The 16,041-nt window shown below is 71.1% G+C and carries 20 protein-coding genes; 16 read left to right on the top strand and 4 right to left on the bottom strand.

Annotated elements, in window-relative coordinates:
• Nucleotides 1-12: 12 nt before the first annotated feature.
• On the top strand, nt 13-276 hold the full coding sequence (locus ACICHK_RS18950) for a DUF3099 domain-containing protein (RefSeq protein ID WP_103552296.1): 264 nt from the start codon (nt 13-15) through the stop codon (nt 274-276).
• Between the two features lie 15 nt (nt 277-291).
• Nucleotides 292-687, top strand: a complete 396-nt coding sequence (locus ACICHK_RS18945) for a VOC family protein (protein ID WP_151472713.1) — start codon at nt 292-294, stop codon at nt 685-687.
• 54 nt (nt 688-741) lie between these two features.
• On the opposite strand, the gene ACICHK_RS18940 is transcribed toward ACICHK_RS18945, so the two are convergent.
• The gene (locus ACICHK_RS18940) at nt 742-1,104 is read right to left on the bottom strand and encodes a DsrE family protein (RefSeq protein ID WP_151472712.1); all 363 of its coding nucleotides are present in this window, start codon (nt 1,102-1,104) and stop codon (nt 742-744) included.
• Nucleotides 1,105-1,259: 155 nt separating this feature from the next.
• On the opposite strand from ACICHK_RS18940, the gene ACICHK_RS18935 reads away from it, so the two are divergent.
• The 6 genes from ACICHK_RS18935 to ACICHK_RS18910 all read left to right on the top strand — a co-directional run bounded on the left by ACICHK_RS18935 (nt 1,260) and on the right by ACICHK_RS18910 (nt 6,215).
• Nucleotides 1,260-2,012: a hypothetical protein gene (locus tag ACICHK_RS18935; protein ID WP_406837847.1), complete on the top strand. Its 753-nt coding sequence runs from the start codon at nt 1,260-1,262 to the stop codon at nt 2,010-2,012.
• Nucleotides 2,009-2,851 carry a hypothetical protein gene (locus ACICHK_RS18930; protein WP_406837846.1) on the top strand — a complete coding sequence of 281 codons (843 nt, stop codon included), beginning with the start codon at nt 2,009-2,011 and terminating at the stop codon, nt 2,849-2,851. Before ACICHK_RS18935 ends, ACICHK_RS18930 begins: the two co-directional genes overlap by 4 nt.
• Entirely contained in the window at nt 2,848-3,867 is a 1,020-nt protein-coding gene (locus ACICHK_RS18925) for a hypothetical protein (protein ID WP_406837845.1), read from the top strand. The genes ACICHK_RS18930 and ACICHK_RS18925 overlap by 4 nt, the downstream gene beginning before the upstream one ends.
• Nucleotides 3,868-4,128: 261 nt before the next feature.
• Nucleotides 4,129-4,704 (top strand): FABP family protein, encoded by a 576-nt coding sequence (locus tag ACICHK_RS18920; RefSeq protein WP_103552303.1) that lies wholly within the window; start codon nt 4,129-4,131, stop codon nt 4,702-4,704.
• 76 nt (nt 4,705-4,780) lie between these two features.
• Entirely contained in the window at nt 4,781-5,206 is a 426-nt protein-coding gene (locus ACICHK_RS18915; RefSeq protein ID WP_151472711.1) for a Fur family transcriptional regulator, read from the top strand.
• 43 nt (nt 5,207-5,249) lie between these two features.
• Nucleotides 5,250-6,215, top strand: coding sequence for a folate-binding protein YgfZ (locus ACICHK_RS18910; protein ID WP_151472710.1), 966 nt, complete (start codon nt 5,250-5,252; stop codon nt 6,213-6,215).
• A 72-nt stretch (nt 6,216-6,287) separates the two neighbouring features.
• Here ACICHK_RS18910 and dtd read toward each other — a convergent pair whose 3' ends face one another.
• The gene (dtd, locus tag ACICHK_RS18905; RefSeq protein ID WP_406837844.1) at nt 6,288-6,713 is read right to left on the bottom strand and encodes a D-aminoacyl-tRNA deacylase; all 426 of its coding nucleotides are present in this window, start codon (nt 6,711-6,713) and stop codon (nt 6,288-6,290) included.
• A gap of 215 nt (nt 6,714-6,928) precedes the next feature.
• Between dtd and ACICHK_RS18900 the strand changes: the two genes are divergently transcribed.
• From ACICHK_RS18900 to ACICHK_RS18890, 3 genes are all read left to right on the top strand, one after another.
• Entirely contained in the window at nt 6,929-7,585 is a 657-nt protein-coding gene (locus ACICHK_RS18900) for an AmfC protein (protein WP_406837843.1), read from the top strand.
• A gap of 145 nt (nt 7,586-7,730) precedes the next feature.
• Nucleotides 7,731-8,807: an asparaginase gene (locus ACICHK_RS18895; protein WP_406837842.1), complete on the top strand. Its 1,077-nt coding sequence runs from the start codon at nt 7,731-7,733 to the stop codon at nt 8,805-8,807.
• A 399-nt stretch (nt 8,808-9,206) separates the two neighbouring features.
• Nucleotides 9,207-10,508, top strand: a complete 1,302-nt coding sequence (locus ACICHK_RS18890) for a GNAT family N-acetyltransferase (protein WP_406837841.1) — start codon at nt 9,207-9,209, stop codon at nt 10,506-10,508.
• Between the two features lie 167 nt (nt 10,509-10,675).
• Here the strand turns inward: ACICHK_RS18890 and ACICHK_RS18885 are convergent, their stop codons facing one another.
• Nucleotides 10,676-10,861: a hypothetical protein gene (locus tag ACICHK_RS18885; RefSeq protein ID WP_151472706.1), complete on the bottom strand. Its 186-nt coding sequence runs from the start codon at nt 10,859-10,861 to the stop codon at nt 10,676-10,678.
• 216 nt (nt 10,862-11,077) lie between these two features.
• On the opposite strand from ACICHK_RS18885, the gene ACICHK_RS18880 reads away from it, so the two are divergent.
• Nucleotides 11,078-11,986: a winged helix-turn-helix domain-containing protein gene (locus ACICHK_RS18880; RefSeq protein ID WP_406841261.1), complete on the top strand. Its 909-nt coding sequence runs from the start codon at nt 11,078-11,080 to the stop codon at nt 11,984-11,986.
• Here the strand turns inward: ACICHK_RS18880 and ACICHK_RS18875 are convergent.
• Nucleotides 11,976-12,170 (bottom strand): hypothetical protein, encoded by a 195-nt coding sequence (locus ACICHK_RS18875; RefSeq protein WP_151472705.1) that lies wholly within the window; start codon nt 12,168-12,170, stop codon nt 11,976-11,978. The two genes, ACICHK_RS18880 and ACICHK_RS18875, sit on opposite strands and share 11 nt — an antisense overlap.
• Before the next feature lie 189 nt (nt 12,171-12,359).
• On the opposite strand from ACICHK_RS18875, the gene ACICHK_RS18870 reads away from it, so the two are divergent.
• The 4 genes from ACICHK_RS18870 (at nt 12,360) to ACICHK_RS18855 (ending at nt 15,967) form a co-directional block, all read left to right on the top strand.
• Nucleotides 12,360-13,244, top strand: coding sequence for a GntR family transcriptional regulator (locus tag ACICHK_RS18870; protein ID WP_406837840.1), 885 nt, complete (start codon nt 12,360-12,362; stop codon nt 13,242-13,244).
• Nucleotides 13,244-13,981, top strand: a complete 738-nt coding sequence (locus tag ACICHK_RS18865; protein ID WP_225860827.1) for an HAD family hydrolase — start codon at nt 13,244-13,246, stop codon at nt 13,979-13,981. Before ACICHK_RS18870 ends, ACICHK_RS18865 begins: the two co-directional genes overlap by 1 nt.
• Before the next feature lie 290 nt (nt 13,982-14,271).
• Complete coding sequence (locus ACICHK_RS18860; RefSeq protein WP_406837839.1) at nt 14,272-15,300, top strand: phosphotransferase; 1,029 nt, start codon at nt 14,272-14,274, stop codon at nt 15,298-15,300.
• A 10-nt stretch (nt 15,301-15,310) separates the two neighbouring features.
• Entirely contained in the window at nt 15,311-15,967 is a 657-nt protein-coding gene (locus ACICHK_RS18855) for a TetR/AcrR family transcriptional regulator (protein WP_406837838.1), read from the top strand.
• Nucleotides 15,968-16,041: the final 74 nt, after the last annotated feature.

The following is a 16,041-nucleotide window of genomic DNA, read 5'->3' as shown; positions in this document are numbered from 1 at the left end:
TACGCTGGTGGTATGTACGCGCGCAGGCGGCATCAGTACTTCGCCATGATGGGGACGTGCATCGTGCTGTTCGTCCTCGCCTGGTCGGTCGTGCGGCTGTGGTCGGTTCCCGCAGCCGTCGCCATGTGCGTGGTGGCCATGCTGATCCCGCCGGTGGCCGCGATGGTGGCCAACCGGCGGGGGCCCGAGGACCGGTGGTGGGACGATCCGTCCGGGGACCCGAAGTCCGACGAGTGGTGGGACGAACTGGACGGCAAGAAGCGGCGGCAGCAGTAGGAGCGGAAAGCGTCTATGTCGCGAACGAGGTTGTCCACCGTGGTGCTCGACGCGCCCGACGCCCATGAGCTGGCCGGCTTCTACCGGAGGCTGCTCGGCTACGAGGTGCGTGCCGAGGAGCCCGACTGGGTGCTCATCGGCCCGCCGTTCGGCGGGATCGCGCTCGCCTTCGAGACCGAGCCGCACTACACCCCGCCGGTGTGGCCCGCGGGCCCCGGCGACCAGCGGATGATGCTCCATCTCGACATCGAGGTCGACGACCTGGCCGAGGAGACCGTCCGCGCCGTGGAACAGGGCGCCCGGCTCGCCGTTCACCAGCCCCAGGAGGACGTGCGGGTGCTGTTCGACCCGGCGGGCCACCCCTTCTGCCTCTGGGTGGACACGCGTACGCGGCGCAGACGGGGTCAGTAGCGCCGGGGAAGGCGGTCGCCGGCGGGTGCGCCGACTCCGGGGGCGGGGCGGCGGTCAGTAGACCAGCGCCTGCGTCCCGTCCGCCATCGCCTCCTGCACGAACACCTGCGCACCCGCGATCCGTACGCCCTCCAGGACGTCCTTCTCCGTGATGTCGCGCCGGGCCGCGCACTGGGTGCACAGGGTGATGCGCCCGGCGGCCAGGATCGAGTCGATCAGATCGGGCAGCGGTGCCGCGTGCGGCAGCTCGAACTCGGCGGCACGGCCCGGCAGCGCGAACCAGGAGGACTCACCGGTCAGCCAGAGGGAGACCTCCACGCCACTGGCCACGGCCACCGCGGCGACGGTGAACGCCTGCGAGCAGCGCTCCGGGGCGTCGGCCCCCGCCGTCACCTTGATCACGAGCTTGTTCGCCATGGCCGCCATCGTAGTCCGAATCGTGATCAACGACGACGCAACCCCGTGTACGGGCCATGGGTCTCCTGTGCGCGGATTCGGAATCCGCGCTTCACCTTATGTGGGGGGACGTCTTGGAAGTACCCGAAGGATCCGAAACACCGGAAAGACCGGGCGTGCCCGACGGCGCGCCGATTGCCGACCCGGCCGTGACGTCGGACGCTCCGTCAGGGCCCCGGCCCCGTAGGCGTGGCCGTACGACGCTGATCGTCGCGACGGCCGCCGTGCTCGGCCTCGTCGCCGGCACCTGCGCCGGATTCCTGGTCCAGGCCCACCGCGCGCCGACCCGACTGCCCTCGCTGTCCCAGCCGGTGGTGAACCAGGCGAAGGGCCCGGGCCCCGAACCGCTGTCCGCGGCCCAGGACCGCGGCGCCCGGACGAACGGCGATCTGCGCAAGCTGCTGATCGACCGGCCGAAGGGCACGAAGGTGCCCGACTGGGCGCCCGAGCGGGACGGCTGGCTCACCCTGGCGGCCTACGCGGACTCCCTGAGGAACGCGGACCAGGAGTTCGGCGACCTGATCGAGGCGGAGTTCCGCCGGGCGGTCGGGGTGAGCTGGACCGAGGGCAGCGCCCGCAGCGTCCAGATCCGGCTGGTCCAGTACCGCCAGGAGGAGTACCTCAGTGCGGCGGGCCGGGCGGACGGGTGGGACGTGAGCGATACGCGGAGCTGGCCCGTCCCCGGTGCGAGCGACGGCATGGTCTACCTCTCCGGGCCGGAGCGGAAGGCCGGCTACCTGCCGATGTACAAGGCACAGGCGGCGGCCTCGCGCGGTGACATCGCCATGGAGATCTGGATCTACGACACCAAGCCGATCCCGAAGTCGAAGATCATGGACCTGGCCGAGCGGCAGTTGGAGCGGCTGTGAACGAGCGACCTGTGAACCCCGAGGACACGGAAACGGTCCCGCCCGAGGCGGTCGCGCTCGAGTTCGCCGCCGCCATCGGCCCGCCGGCGAAGAAGCGCGTCCGCCGTGGCCGTGCCGCCGCCGTCACCGGTGCCGTACTGCTCGTCGGCGCCGTCCTCGTGGGCAGCACCTACACCGTCGTGACCGTTCAGGCCGCCGACCGCGACGCGGGCGCGCCGTCCTGGAAGTTCCCGAAGACCGTGGGCGAGGACACCAAGCCGCCGAAGCCGGCGTCGTCGCTCGCCGCCATGCTCGTGCCGTACGACGACCGGCACCTGAGCCGTGGTCCGGACATCGCCGGGTTCGGCACCGATGTCGCGCTCGACGGGCGGGCGGCCACGGCCCTGCGCAAGGAGTCGCTCCGCGATCTGCCGCGTTCCCAGCGGCGGCGGATCGAGAAGCAGATCGACAAGCAGCACACCAAGGGCATCGCCATGCGCAGCTACCTCAACGTGGGCAGCACGGTCGGCGGCGCCGCCACCTACACCGCCGAGATCGAGCTGTCCCAGATCGAGGACAGGCGGGCCGTCCGGAACATGTCGGCGTTCCAGAACGAGTTCTTCGCCGCCCTCGAGATCTTCCGCTCGGGCCCGAAGGTCGAGGGGCACAAGAACGCCAAGTGCTTCCTGCCGCCCACGGACAAGAAGGAGAAGCTGGACATGATGATCTGCTCCGGCTACCAGGGCGACGTACTGGTCAGTGTCACGGCTTATGCGGCCAAGCCGTTGGACAAGGAGAGGATCGCCCAGCTCTTCGGTGAGCAGCTGGACCGTATCCAGGAGCCGGGGGAAGCGGTATGACCGAGCAGACGACATCGGTCGAGGAGATCCAGCCGGAATCCGGACCGCAGGCCGGACCGCGGGTCGCCGGACCGGCATCCGAAGCGGGGGCTGCCGAGCTGGAGGCCGCAGGACCGCAGGCCGTCGAGCGGCCGTCGGCCGAACAGCCGTTGGCCGGGCCGGAAGCCGGTGTGCTTCCGTCGCCTGGGGCACCGCCCGTCGCCGCGGTCGAAGGCGATGCCGTCGAGGTCCAAGCGGCGCCGGCCAAGGCGAAGAAGAACCGGCGGGTGCTGCGCGCCGTCCTGCGCTGGACCGCCGCCACCGTGGTCTTCGCCGCCGTCGGCTCCGCCGCGGCCTACGGCATCACCGGCATGGAGCGCACCGACGTACCCGGTCTTGCGACCAAGTCCGACGGGCGCTGGGACTACCCGACGATCGTCAAGCCGCCCCTGCCGTCCGGCAGCCCGGGGCCGTTCGCCGAGGCCAACAAGGCCGGTGCCCACTACGCCGACCTGCGCAAGCTCCTGCTGCCGGCCCCGCAGGGCGCGAAGGCCGACGCCGCACTGCGCGGCGAGGACGGCTGGCTCCCCCGGAAGACCTTCCTGGCGCAGTTCGGGAAGGCAAACGGGGAGAGCGTCGACCAGATGCTGACCGACTACGGCCTGCGGCACGTCGCCGCCCGGGGCTGGACCGTCGCCGACGGCACCCGGACACGGGTCTACCTGCTTCAGTTCGGCACTGCCACCGCCGCCTACGAGCTCGTCACCGACCAACTGGCGAACTACGACTCACCGACACACGCGCTGCGGGGCGCCGACCTGACCGAGCGGGACGAACTGTTCCCCGACAAGGTGTCGGTCGACGAGGTCGTCCGGTTCGCGTACACGGAGAGCAAGCCCTACGGCGCCGAGCAGGCCCGGGAGGCGTACCTGCTGGCCGGTGACACCGTCGCCCTCATCGTGCAGACCCGCAAGGGCAAGACGCCGGAGATCCCCTTCCAGCAGACCGTCGTCCTGCAGAGCCAGCTCCTCGGCTGAGCGTGACGGCCCGGCAGGGCCCACCTGGAAGAGAGCGCCGGGCCCCGGCCGCGTAAGCTGGGGCCCGGCCTTTGTGTACCTCCCCAGTCCCGGCCGCGCCCGGGCGGGGACCCGTTCCGCTCACCGAGGAGCACCCCGTGGAGATCTTCTTCGAAACCCTGCTGGTCCTGGTCTGCGTCGGCGTGCTCGCCTTCGCGGGGCTGACCGTGAAGAAGCTGTACCAGGGCCAGCGCTGACCCCCACCAAGGAACTGTTCAGCTCATGATCGAGATCCCGTCGGACCTCCACAAGGACCTGGTCCCCCTTGTCTTCCTGCTCGGCGACTGGGCCGGAGTCGGTGTCCACGACTTCCCCGGTTCCGAGAAGTGCAACTTCGGGCAGGAGGTCAGCTTCACGCACGACGGGCGGGACTTCCTGGAGTACCGCTCGCACAGCTGGGTGCTCGACGAGAACGGCGAGAAGGTCCGGCCGCTGGAGACGGAGACCGGCTTCTGGCGCGTCGACGCCGACCGCAAGGTCGAGGTCGTGATGACCCGCGACGACGGCGTCGTCGAGATCTGGTACGGCGAGATCGCCGACAAGAAGCCGCAGATCGACCTGGTCACCGACGCCGTGGCCCGTACGGCCGCCTCCGGCCCCTACAGCGGTGGCAAGCGCCTGTACGGCTACGTGAACAGCGACCTCATGTGGGTCGGCGAGAAGCAGACCCCCGAGGTCGAGCTGCGCCCCTACATGTCCGGGCACCTGAAGAAGGTCGTCACCGCGGAGGACGTCGAGCGCTGGGCCAAGGCCCTGCCCGACGACATGCCGGACGACGGGATCGCCTTCTTCAAGTAGGACTCCACCGCGCGCTCCCGTGCCGCCCTGCCGTTCCTCAGGGCGGCGCCCACGGGAATGGTCCTAGACTTCCAGTGTGGTGAGCACCGACTGGAAGAGCGACCTCAGGCAGCGCGGCTACCGGCTGACGCCCCAGCGCCAGCTTGTCCTCGAAGCAGTGGACACCCTGGAACACGCGACCCCCGACGACATCCTCGGCGAAGTGAGGAAGACGGCGTCGGGGGTCAACATTTCCACGGTCTACCGGACCCTGGAGCTCCTGGAGGAGCTCGGGCTGGTCAGCCACGCCCATCTGGGGCACGGCGCGCCGACCTACCACCTGGCCGACCGGCACCACCACATCCACCTCGTCTGCCGCGACTGCTCGAACGTCATCGAGGCCGACGTCTCCGTCGCCGCCGAGTTCACCGCGAAGCTCCAGGAGTCCTTCGGCTTCGAGACGGAGATGAAGCACTTCGCGATCTTCGGCCTGTGCGAGGACTGCCGGGCCCGGCAGAAGTGACCGAAATAAAAACGGCGACCGCTCGGTCGTAGTGTGTATGTCCATGAAGAGCCCCCTCCTGTCCCTGCCCGGCGCCGTTCCCGCCGAGGGCGTGGACGAAGGCGTCGCCGCCCACTACGGCGACCTGTTCCGTGAGCAGCGCGCCCTCGCCGACGGCGTCGGCTTCGTGGACCTCTCGCACCGCGGTGTCGTCACCGTCACCGGTGACGACCGGCTGGCCTGGCTGCACCTGCTGCTCACCCAGCACGTCACCGACCTCCCGGCCGGCCAGGCCACCGAGGCGCTGATCCTCTCCGCGAACGGCCACATCGAGCACGCTCTGTACCTCGTCGACGACGGCACGACGGTGTGGATGCACACGGAACCCGACACCCAGGAGGCGCTGGTCGCCTACCTGGAGTCGATGAAGTTCTTCTACCGCGTCGAAGTCGCCGACCGCACCGCCGACTTCGCGGTCGTCGAGCTTCCGGCCGGTTCGATCACCGAGGCCCCCGAGGGGGCCGTCGTCCGCGAGACGCCGTACGGCCGTGACCTCTTCCTGCCGCGCGCCGACCTGGAGTCCTACGCCGAGAAGGCCGGACCGCCCGCCGGGCTCCTCGCCCACGAGGCCCTGCGCGTCGAGCAGCACCGGCCCCGCCTCGGCTTCGAGACCGACCACCGCACCATCCCGCACGAGCTGGGCTGGATCGGTACCGCGGTGCACCTCCAGAAGGGCTGCTACCGCGGCCAGGAGACGGTCGCCCGCGTCCAGAACCTCGGCAAGCCCCCGCGCCGCCTGGTCTTCCTCCACCTCGACGGCAGCGAGGTCGTCCTGCCCCCGCACGGCACCGAACTGCGCCTCGCGGACGAGGACCCGGGCGGCCGCAAGATCGGCTTCATCACCACGTCCGTGCGCCACCACGAACTCGGCCCGATCGCCCTGGCCCTCGTGAAGCGCAACGTGCCGGTGGACGCCCCGCTGATGGCGGACTCGACGGCGGCGGCGCAGGAGGTCGTGGTCGAGCCGTAGGACTCACTCCGGCCGGTCCCTGCGGCTGACCCCGGCCGGTCCCCGCGGCTCACACCGGCCGGCCCCCGCGGCTCACATCTCCAGAAGGACGGTGAACGGGCCGTCGTTCGTCAGGGACACCCGCATCCGGGCGCCGAAACGGCCCGTGGCCACCGTGGCGCCCAGGGCGCGGAGCTGGGCGACGACCTCGTCGACGAGGGGCTCGGCCACATCGCCGGGGGCGGCCGCGTTCCAGGTGGGGCGGCGCCCCTTGCGGGCGTCGCCGTACAGCGTGAACTGGCTGACGACCAGCAGCGGCGCGTCGACGTCGGAGCAGGACCGCTCGTCGGACAGCATCCGGACGGACCAGAGTTTGCGGGCGAGTTGGGCCGCCTTCTCCTTGGTGTCCTCGTGGGTGACCCCGACGAGGACGCACAGGCCCTCGCCACTGATCTCGCCGACCGTCTCGCCGTCCACGACGACGCTCGCGCCGTCCACTCTCTGCACCACCGCACGCATGCGGACCATGATGCCGTGTCATGACTCCGTCGTGCGTCGCGGGCCCTTCGCGTGATTTCCGGAGGTGACCGACCCGCCATCGGAGGTAACCAACCCGCCATCTGGGGCCGATCGGGTCACTCGGTCACATAGCGGCCATCTGGGGTGGCACCATGCGGGGTGTTGCGGTCCGGCCGTTGGGCGGACCGCGCCGGTCGAGGGGACGGTAGAGGTACATGAGCACATCGAGGACCGGGCAGCAGACCGCGGTCGTGTCACTGACCCGCACGGGCGCGCGGGCGGAAACGATGACGGCCAGGCCGCCGGTGCAGCGCACCGACAGCGGCCCGCTGGCGGCCGATCCGGCCCCGACCGGCATCGCCGTGCTCCGGCTGCCCGAACTGCGGACGCTGCGCCGGGACGCCCAGCGGGACGAGGCCGACCTCAGCTACGTCCGGCGGCTGCTCCAGGGGCGCATCGACATCCTGCGCGCGGAGCTCGCCCGCCGCGGGGAGCGCCGGACGCCCCACCCGGTCTCCGGACACCTCTCGCCCGTGGACCGGGCCAAGCCCTCCGTCGTCGAGCGGCTCTCGGAGATCCTGACGGACGCGCCGGCCCGGTACCGCTCCTCGGCCCGCCACGTGACCGTGGGCACGCCGCACGGCGAGGAGTACCGGGCGCTGGCCGCCGAGATGCTCGCCGAGGTGGAGCTGTCGGACCTGGACGCCCGCACGGACGACGAGCTGGGCGCGGGGCTCGGCCGTCTCGTCCGCTACGAGCAGCAGGTCTCCCGGCGGCGCCAGCAGCTCCAGCGCACGGCCGACGATTGCAGTGCCGAGATCGCCCGCAGGTACCGTGAAGGGGAAGCACAAGTAGACGACCTGCTCATGTGACGTGGCGGCCCCGGCGATCCCGGGGCCGGGGAACGTGCCGGAATCCAGGAGGCGCGCTTCCGTTCCGCGCGGGCGGGGGCGCGGCCCGGGGCACGACCCGGCCGCGGCCTTCGGAGCGGGTCCCCGTTCCGGAAGGCCACCGCCGATGTCCGCAGCTCCCCGCACCCCCGAAGGCCCGCCCCTGTCCGACGGCATACCGGGTATACCGGGCGCGACCGGTGCGCCGGGCGTCTCCGGAACCCCCGGCGGGACCGGCTCCCCTGGCGGGACCGGAGCCCCCGGCGTGCTCCCGGTCCTCGCCGAGATCGTGCGTTCCGGCTTCGTCGAGGGGCGCCACCGCGGCAGCCTGGTGGTGCTGGCCGCGGACGGCACGGTCGAGTTGGCGCTCGGCGAGGTGACGGCGCCGGTCTTCCCGCGCTCGTCGAACAAGCCCATGCAGGCGGCCGGCGTCCTGCGCGCCGGCCTGGACCTGGCCGGGGAACGCCTGGCCCTCGCCGCCGCGAGCCACTCCGGCGAGATCTTCCACCGCGACCTGGTCCAGAAGATGCTCGTCGAGCACGGGCTGGACGCCGGACAGCTCCAGTGCCCGCCGGACCTGCCGCTGGACCCCGTCGAGGCCGAGACCTACCTCGCCTCCGGTGCCGTCCGCGACCGGGTCACCATGAACTGCTCCGGCAAGCACACGGCGATGCTCGCGGTGTGCGCGCGGCGCGGCTGGCCCACCGAGTCGTACCTCGATCCCGGGCACCCCCTCCAGCAGCTGATCCACTCCGTGGTCGAGGAGGCCGCCGGGGAGCCCGTCGCGGCGGTCGGCACGGACGGCTGCGGGGCGCCCCTGATGGCCATCACCCTCACGGGCCTCGCCCGTGCCTTCCGCTCCTTCGTCCTCGCGGCCCCCGGCTCCGCCGAACGCCGGGTGGCCGACGCCATGCGCGCCCACCCCGAGTACGTCGCCGGCACCCGGCGTCCCGACACCTGGCTGATGCGCGAGGTCCCGGGCGCCCTCTCCAAGATGGGCGCCGAGGCCGTCCAGGCGGTCGCGCTGCCCGACGGCCGCGCCCTCGCCTTCAAGATCGACGACGGCGGGGGCCGGGCACTGGGCCCCGTCCTGGCCCGCGGGCTGGGTCTCCTGGGCGTCGACGCGCCGGTGGTGACGAGGATCGGCAGCGCGCCCCTGCTGGGCGGCGGCCGCGAGGTGGGAGAGATCCGGGCGGCCTTCTGAACCGGCCACGCGGAACCGCCGGGGACCGGTACCGCCGGGGCACCGGACCGGGTCCGGCCGTAGTGCCCGGGCCGGATCCGGCCACGGTGTCCGGGTCGGGCCGGGAACGGCGTCCGGACCGATACGGACACCGCCTCCGACCGGGCCGGGCGTCATACCTGGGTCGGACTGGGGGTGTCCCCTGAACCGGGCCGGGTGCCGCCTCTGAACCAGGTCGGCCCCCGTCACCGAACCCGGGCTCCCCGAACCGGACCGAGTGCTGCCCCCGGGTCGGGCTGGGCCCGCCCCCCGGACCGGGGCGGGTGTCCGGGGCCAGGGTGTGGTGAGCGGGGGACCGGTCGGGGAGGGCGGGTGGAAATCCGCGCGACACCCCGGCCGGGGGCCGCCTAGCGTGGGCCCATGACCCCGCACGATGCCAGCGATGCCAGCGGCGTGGACGGCACGGCCGCCGCCGACCCGATCGACGTACGGCCGATCACCCTCTCCGAACTCCCCGACTGGCTGCGCGCCGTGAAGACGGGGTTCCTGCAGCAGCCGGCCGTCTCCGACCAGGAGGTCGAGAAGCGGGCGCCGGGGGTCATCCCGGCGAGAACCCTGGGCGCGTTCGACGGCTCCCGCTGCGTGGCGACGTTCCGGTCGTTCCCGCAGGAGCTCACCGCGGTCGGCGGAGCGGCCGTCCCCGCCGACGCGATCTCCAGCGTGACCGTCTCGCCCACGCACCGCCGCCGCGGCCTGCTCACCCGCATGATGAAGGCCGACCTCGCGGCGGCCAGGGAGCGCGGCGACGTCGTCGCGACGCTCATCGCCGCCGAGTACCCGATCTACGGCCGCTACGGCTTCGGCCCCGCCACCACCGCCACCGAGTGGACCGTCGACGTACCGCGCACCGGACTCGACCCCCGCTGGGCGGGTCCGGCCGACGGTGGCCGCATCGACCTCATAGATGCCGAGGACGTGCGCAAGGCGGGCCCCGAACTGCACGAGCGGCTCCGGCGCGGCCGGCCCGGCGTGATCGACCGCGACGACCGGTGGTGGCAGATCAACACCGGCCTGCTGAGAATCGGCAACGGCCCCTGGAAGGAGCCGTTCTACGCCGCGTACCGCTCGGCCTCGGGCGAGGTCGAGGGCCTCGTCTCCTACACGGCCGACGACGACTGGGGAGACTCCAACCAGCCCCGGAACACGGCGGAGGTGAAGTGGCTGCTCGCGGTGACGCCGACGGCCGAGCGCGCCCTGTGGAGCTACCTCTGCTCGATCGACTGGGTCACCCGGGTCAAGTCGGGCCGTCTGGCCCCCGACGACCTGCTGCCGCACTTCCTGCCGGACCCGCGTGCCGCCCGTCTCACCAACCAGTCGGACTGGCTCTGGGTGCGGATCCTGGACGTCGTACGGGCTCTGGAGGCGCGGACGTACGGGGCCGCCGGGACGCTCGTGCTGGACGTGACGGACGAGAGCGGGCCGGACGGAGGCCGCTTCCGGCTCCGGGCCGCGCCGGACGGCACGGCGACCTGCGTGCCGGCCACCGAGGAGGCGGACCTGTCGCTGTCCATCGCCGATCTGGCGACGCTGTGGCTCGGGGACGAGTCCGCGGTACGGCTGGCGGCGCTGGGCCGGGTCCGGGAACGACAAGAGGGCGCCGCCGCGCTGGCCGACGCCCTGCTGCGGACGTCCAGGCGACCGTGGTGCCCGGACATCTTCTGAACTGCCGCTGTCTGTAGGGAGGTTCTCCTTTCGTGCGGGCGCGGGTGCCGACTGCCGAGACTGTCGATCCGTAGCGATTCGGTTGTGGTGGTGCGGACTGACCGGGCTCCCGGCTCCCCTCCGGAAGGGAGCGCGGTCAGCCGGACCGGCCGGACGGTGGCGTCCGGTCAGCCGGACTGGGCGAGCAGCATCACGAGGATCACGGCCCCGATGCCGCTGACGGTGGTGTTCCGGGCCTTGAGCCCGACGGACAGCGCGACGAACGCGATGATGCCCATCGGCCCGTACTCCCACTGGACGAGTTGTTCGAATCCGATGGCCAGGGCGGCGACGGTGAGGGCGACGAGTGGCATGACGGTCCCTCCTCGGGACAGGGAGGCGGACCTCCGCTGTGAGGACCGTCCGCCCCTTCACCTGGTGTCCAGGCGGCGCTTCGGCGGCCAACCCTCCTGAAGTTTGACCATGTTGTGCAAGTTGGCGACCAACTTGCTTCTAGTTATTTCCGTGTTGGGGCGACTCATAACCACCGGTCCGGCAACTGCCAAAAGATGGCGGGAAGTTGTAGGGTTCTGGTTGTGGAGCCGAAGCACTCCGTCGTCAACGGACGGAACGGGTCACCACGGCCGCCGAGGTCGCACCGCGAGGTGGCCGACGAGCTGCGCAGCCGGATCAGGTCCGGTCAGCTGCCGGCCGGCCGGCGCATGCCGACCCAGGCGGAACTGGCCCACGAGTTCGGCGTCGAGCGGGGCACGGTGCGCCGGGCGCTGCGCATCCTCCAGTCGGAGCGCCTGCTCGTCAACGTGTCCAAGGGCAGCCCGGCGACGGTCGCGGACCGTCCCGAGAGGGATCCGGCCGGACCCGAGGCCCTGCCGCGGTCCACCATGGTCGCGCTCGCCCCGCGGATCACGGCGGCCTTCGAGGCCCCGCACGTGCGGATCGACGCGCTGTGCCTGACCGCGGTGTCGCTCACCCTCGCCATGGGCGAGCCGTTGCGCGAGATTCACGCGGGGCGCATAGAACCGGCCAAGGTCGACGTCCGGGTGCTGCTTCCCAGCCGGGACATCGACCTCGCGTTCCCCGCGCTGGTCGACGACCTGGCGGACGACCGTCCGCGCCGTCGCTGGCTGGTCCACCGCAACGCCCAGGTGCGGGTGCTGCGGCACAACCTGCTGGCGCTGCGGGCCACGCACGGCATCGACGTGCGGGTCTCCTTCCGCGCGCTGCCCTTCACCCCGCCCGTGAAGCTGTACCTGCTCAACGGGTCGGAGGCGCTCTTCGCGTACTACACGCTCACGCGGCGGGGCGAGGAGATCGACCACGAGTACCTGGAGATGTACGACGCCGAGGGCACGCAGTCGATGCTGTTCCCCTTCGGCCAGGGGGCGGGACCGCGCGACACCGTGTTCGTGGAGCAGTCCCGCCTCTGGTTCGACTCGCTGTGGGAGACCATCAGCTCGGAGCTGCTGATCACGAACTGACGGCCGGCCCCGCGACCAGCAGGGCCAGGACGACGGCCCCGATGGAGCTGCACGTCGCGTTCTTCGCCTTGATCCCGATGCCGAGCAGCAGCAGTCCGACGACGCCCGTCGGTCCGTACCGCCAGTGGACGAGTTGCTCGAAGCCGACGACGAAGACGGCGGAGAGGAGGGTGATGGCGGGCATGGTGGTTCCTCCTGCTTCTCTTCGGTGACGTGCTCGGGACGATCGCTGCCATGGATGGGCGAGGGGGAGGCAAAACTTCCGCCATCTTGGCCGAGTTGGTAACCAACTCTGGTTATGTTGTCCCCACTTGGTAAGTATCCATAAACAACTTTCGAGTAACTCCCCAAAGATGGGGGAGAGTTGTACCGTTTGGTCGTGACTCAGGAGAACGTTGTGGCGAGTGACAGCACCAGAAGGCGTCCGCCCCAGGAGATCGCCGACGTCCTGCGGGAGCGCATCCGTACCGGCGAGCTGAAGGCGGGGGACCGTCTGCCCACTCAGGCGGAGCTGGCCGTGGAGTTCGGCGTCGAGCGCGGCACGGTCCGCCTCGCCCTGCGCGAACTGCAGGAAGGCGGACTGCTCAGCGACGTCAGCAAGGGCAGCCCGCCCCGGATCGCGGACGTCACTCACCGGCGCAACGGGCCGCAGCCGACCATGGTGGGCCTCGCCCCGCGTCTCGCCGAGGCGTTCTCCGTACCCCGTGTACGCATCGACGCGGCCTGCCTCACCGCGGAGACGCTGATGATGGCGCTCAGCGAGCCGGTCCGCCAGATCCACGACGGAAGCATCCGCCCGGAGCGCATCGACGTCCGGATCCTCCTGCCCAGCAGGGACATCAACCTGGCGTTCCCCGTCTCCGTCGACGCCGGCGGCGACGAGGACCCGGTCCACAAGCGCTGGCTGGAGCAGCGCAACGCCCAGGGCCACGTCCTGCGCCACAACCTCCAGGCCCTGCGCTCCTCCCACGGCATCGACGTCCACGTGACCTTCCGGGCACTGCCGTTCACCCCGCCGGTGAAGCTGTACCTGCTCAACGGGACGGAGGCGCTGATCGCCTACTACATGATCGCCAGACGGGAGGAGGAGATCTCGGACGACGAGACGCTGGACATGTACGACACCCTCGGTGCCGAGTCCCTGCTCTTCTCCTTCGAGAAGCTGACCGGTGGCCGGGACGCCGTGTTCGTGGACGAGTCCCAGAAGTGGTTCGACGCCCTCTGGGAAACCATCACCACGGACCTGAAACTCTCCTAGTGACTTCTGATACGACGCAGACTGATGTGGTGGCGACACAGACGGAGAACCTGCGGGACACGATCACCCGAGCGCGCTACGTGCTCTTCGACTTCGACGGGCCGGTCTGCCGGCTGTACGCGGGGCACGCCGCCGAGAGGGTGGCCAAGGACCTGGTCGAGTGGCTCGAACGGCAGGGAATGCGCGGCCTGTTGACCTCGGAGGAGCGTCGGCACCCCGATCCGCTGGTGGTTCTGCACGCGGTCGACCGGCGGCGCCCGCGCAGCGACCTGGTGGTCGAGCTGGAGGCGAGGTTCACCCAGCAGGAGCTCAAGGCGGTGGACAAGGCCTGGCCCACCGCGTACGCCGACGCGGTGATACGGACCTGGAGGGCCGTCGGCGCCAGGCTGGCCATCACCACCAACAACTCGCCCCTGACCGCGGCCCGTTACCTGGACGGCCGGGGGCTGGCCGACTGCTTCGCGCCCCACATCTACGGCCGGACCCAGGAGCTGCGCCATCTGAAGCCGGACCCGAACTGCCTCAACCGGGCGCTGAACGCCCTCGGCGCGGATCCGTCGAAGGCGCTCATGATCGGCGACACCCCCTCGGACCTGTACGCCGCCGAGCGGGCCGGTGTTCCGTTCCTCGGCTACGCGCGTAACGGGGACAAGGAGAAGGAACTCCGGGACGCCGGGGCCGAGCACGTGGTGGTGTCGCTGGAGACGGTGCTCCGGGTGCTGCGGGGGCAGGGCTGAGGGGGCGTGCGCTGCCCCGAGGGGGTGAACGACGGGCCGGGTCACGCGATGGTCGTCGCCGTTCTGGAATTATGCCGATTCACGAGTGGCGACGGAGCGCGTGGAGTTACCGTTCTCCCCTCTTTACACCTTGGTTCTTGGCTCGCGGCTGTGTGAGAGAACGGTCAATGTCACCCGAATCGGATTCCCCGGCTCTGAAGCGAGCCGTTGAGTTGAGTGGCGACGCGGGAGCGGTCGAAGGACCGCTTCATGGCTACCACCATGAGACGTATGTCGTCCCGCTGCCGGGTGTGGCAGGAGAAGCCGGACAGGTCCGCTGGAAATGCCGTGAGCCGCGACCCGGGCTGCTGTGGTTCGACCGGCGCTGTTTCGCGTCCGAGGAGCAGTTGCTGCGTGCGCTGGAGGGACGGATCGAGGGCATTCCCGGTCTGATCCCCGAACTCACCGAAACGGTTCACCCCGGTCTCCAGCGGTTCATCGAGGGGAGCACGCTGGGGGCGCTGCACGGATCCGGCACCGAGATCCCCCACGCCTTCTTCGAGCAGATCGTCTCCCTTTTCGAGCAGCTGGCCCGCGTCAAAGCCGATTCCCTCACCGTGGACCGGACGTGCACGCCCGAGGACCGGCCCGCCGAAGGCGACACCGCCGGCTTTCTGGAGCGGCTCGTCCTGTTCACGGAACGGGACGTATACCAACGGAATATGCGTGACTTCGCGGGCCTGTTCCATGACCTCGGACTGGACGACACCTCCTTCGGAAAGCTCCGCGAGCACGTGTCGGGATTGACCGGCCGCCCTTTCTGTCTCCTGCACGCCGATCTCCACCGCGAGAATTTCGTGGTCGACGAGGAGAAGCGGCTCTGGACGATCGACTGGGAACTGGCGATGTTCGGCGACCCGTTGTACGACCTGGCCACCCACCTCTATCTGATGCGGTATCCGGCGGACCAGGAGCGCTGGATGACCAAGCAGTGGTGCGAGGCCGTCGAGAGGGTCGCCCCCGGCAGTTCGGCCGGCTGGGAGACGGATCTGCCGAAGCTGCTCGCCTTCAAGCGGGCCCAGTCCGTCTTCACCGACGTCATCAGGACGGCCCTGTCGATCGAGGGGGCCGAGGGGGCGTCCGGCCGGAGCGTTCTCGCGGCGGCGGGCGACGGGCTCCGGAAGGTACTGGGAGCCGCGACGGAACCGCTCGGGATCGCGGCGCCGACCGTGGAGGGCGTCACGGCCGCGCTCGGCGACTGGCGCGAGGAACGGCTGGCGCGAGGAGCGTGCGAAGCGTCCGTGACGCACGGCGCGGCCCGTGCCCCGGCCGGTGCGTAGGCTCGTGACCATGAGCGACACCGGACTGCGCGAACGCAAGAAGCGACGGATGTACCAGTCCGTCTCCGACACCGCCATCGGCCTCTTCCTGGAGAAGGGGTTCGACGCCGTGTCCGTCGCCGAGGTCGCGGCCGCCGCCGAGATCTCCAAGCCGACGCTGTTCCGGTACTTCCCGTCCAAGGAGGACCTGGTCCTGCACCGGTTCGCGGACCACGAGACCGAGGCCGCGCGGGTCGTCGAGGAGGGCCGGGCGGCCGGGCGGTCCGCGATCGACGCGCTCCGCGAGCACTTCCTGGACGGTCTGCGCCGGGAGGACCCCGTCACCGGACTCAACGACCACCCCGGCGTCCTCGCCTTCCACCGGCTGCTCTACGGGACGCCGTCGCTGGTGGCGCGGATGTACGGATATCTGGAGCGGTCCGAGGCCGCGCTCGCCGAAGCCCTCGCGGAGCCGCTGGGCGCAGGGCTCGACGCACGGCTCGCCGCCGGACAGATCACGGCCGTGCGCCGCATCCTCGCCGAGGAGAACCTGCGGCGGATCGCGGAGGGGGAGCGGCCGGCGGCCGTACGGCCGGACGCCGAGGCGGCGGCCGAGCGGGCCTTCGCGCGGCTGGCGGCCGGGTTCCCCGGCCTCGGCCGACCCCGGGCGGCGGGTTCGCCGACATGAGCGCCGGGCCCGCGGGCCCACCCGGCGGGAACGCCCGGGGCCGTCGGTGCGTGCGATCGGTGCGCGCGATCGAT

Source organism: Streptomyces sp. AHU1, from assembly GCF_045343905.1.
Lineage (GTDB): Bacteria > Actinomycetota > Actinomycetes > Streptomycetales > Streptomycetaceae > Streptomyces > Streptomyces triticiradicis.
Note: the sequence above shows the minus strand (reverse complement) of the source record. Positions and strands in the feature narration are given on the sequence as shown.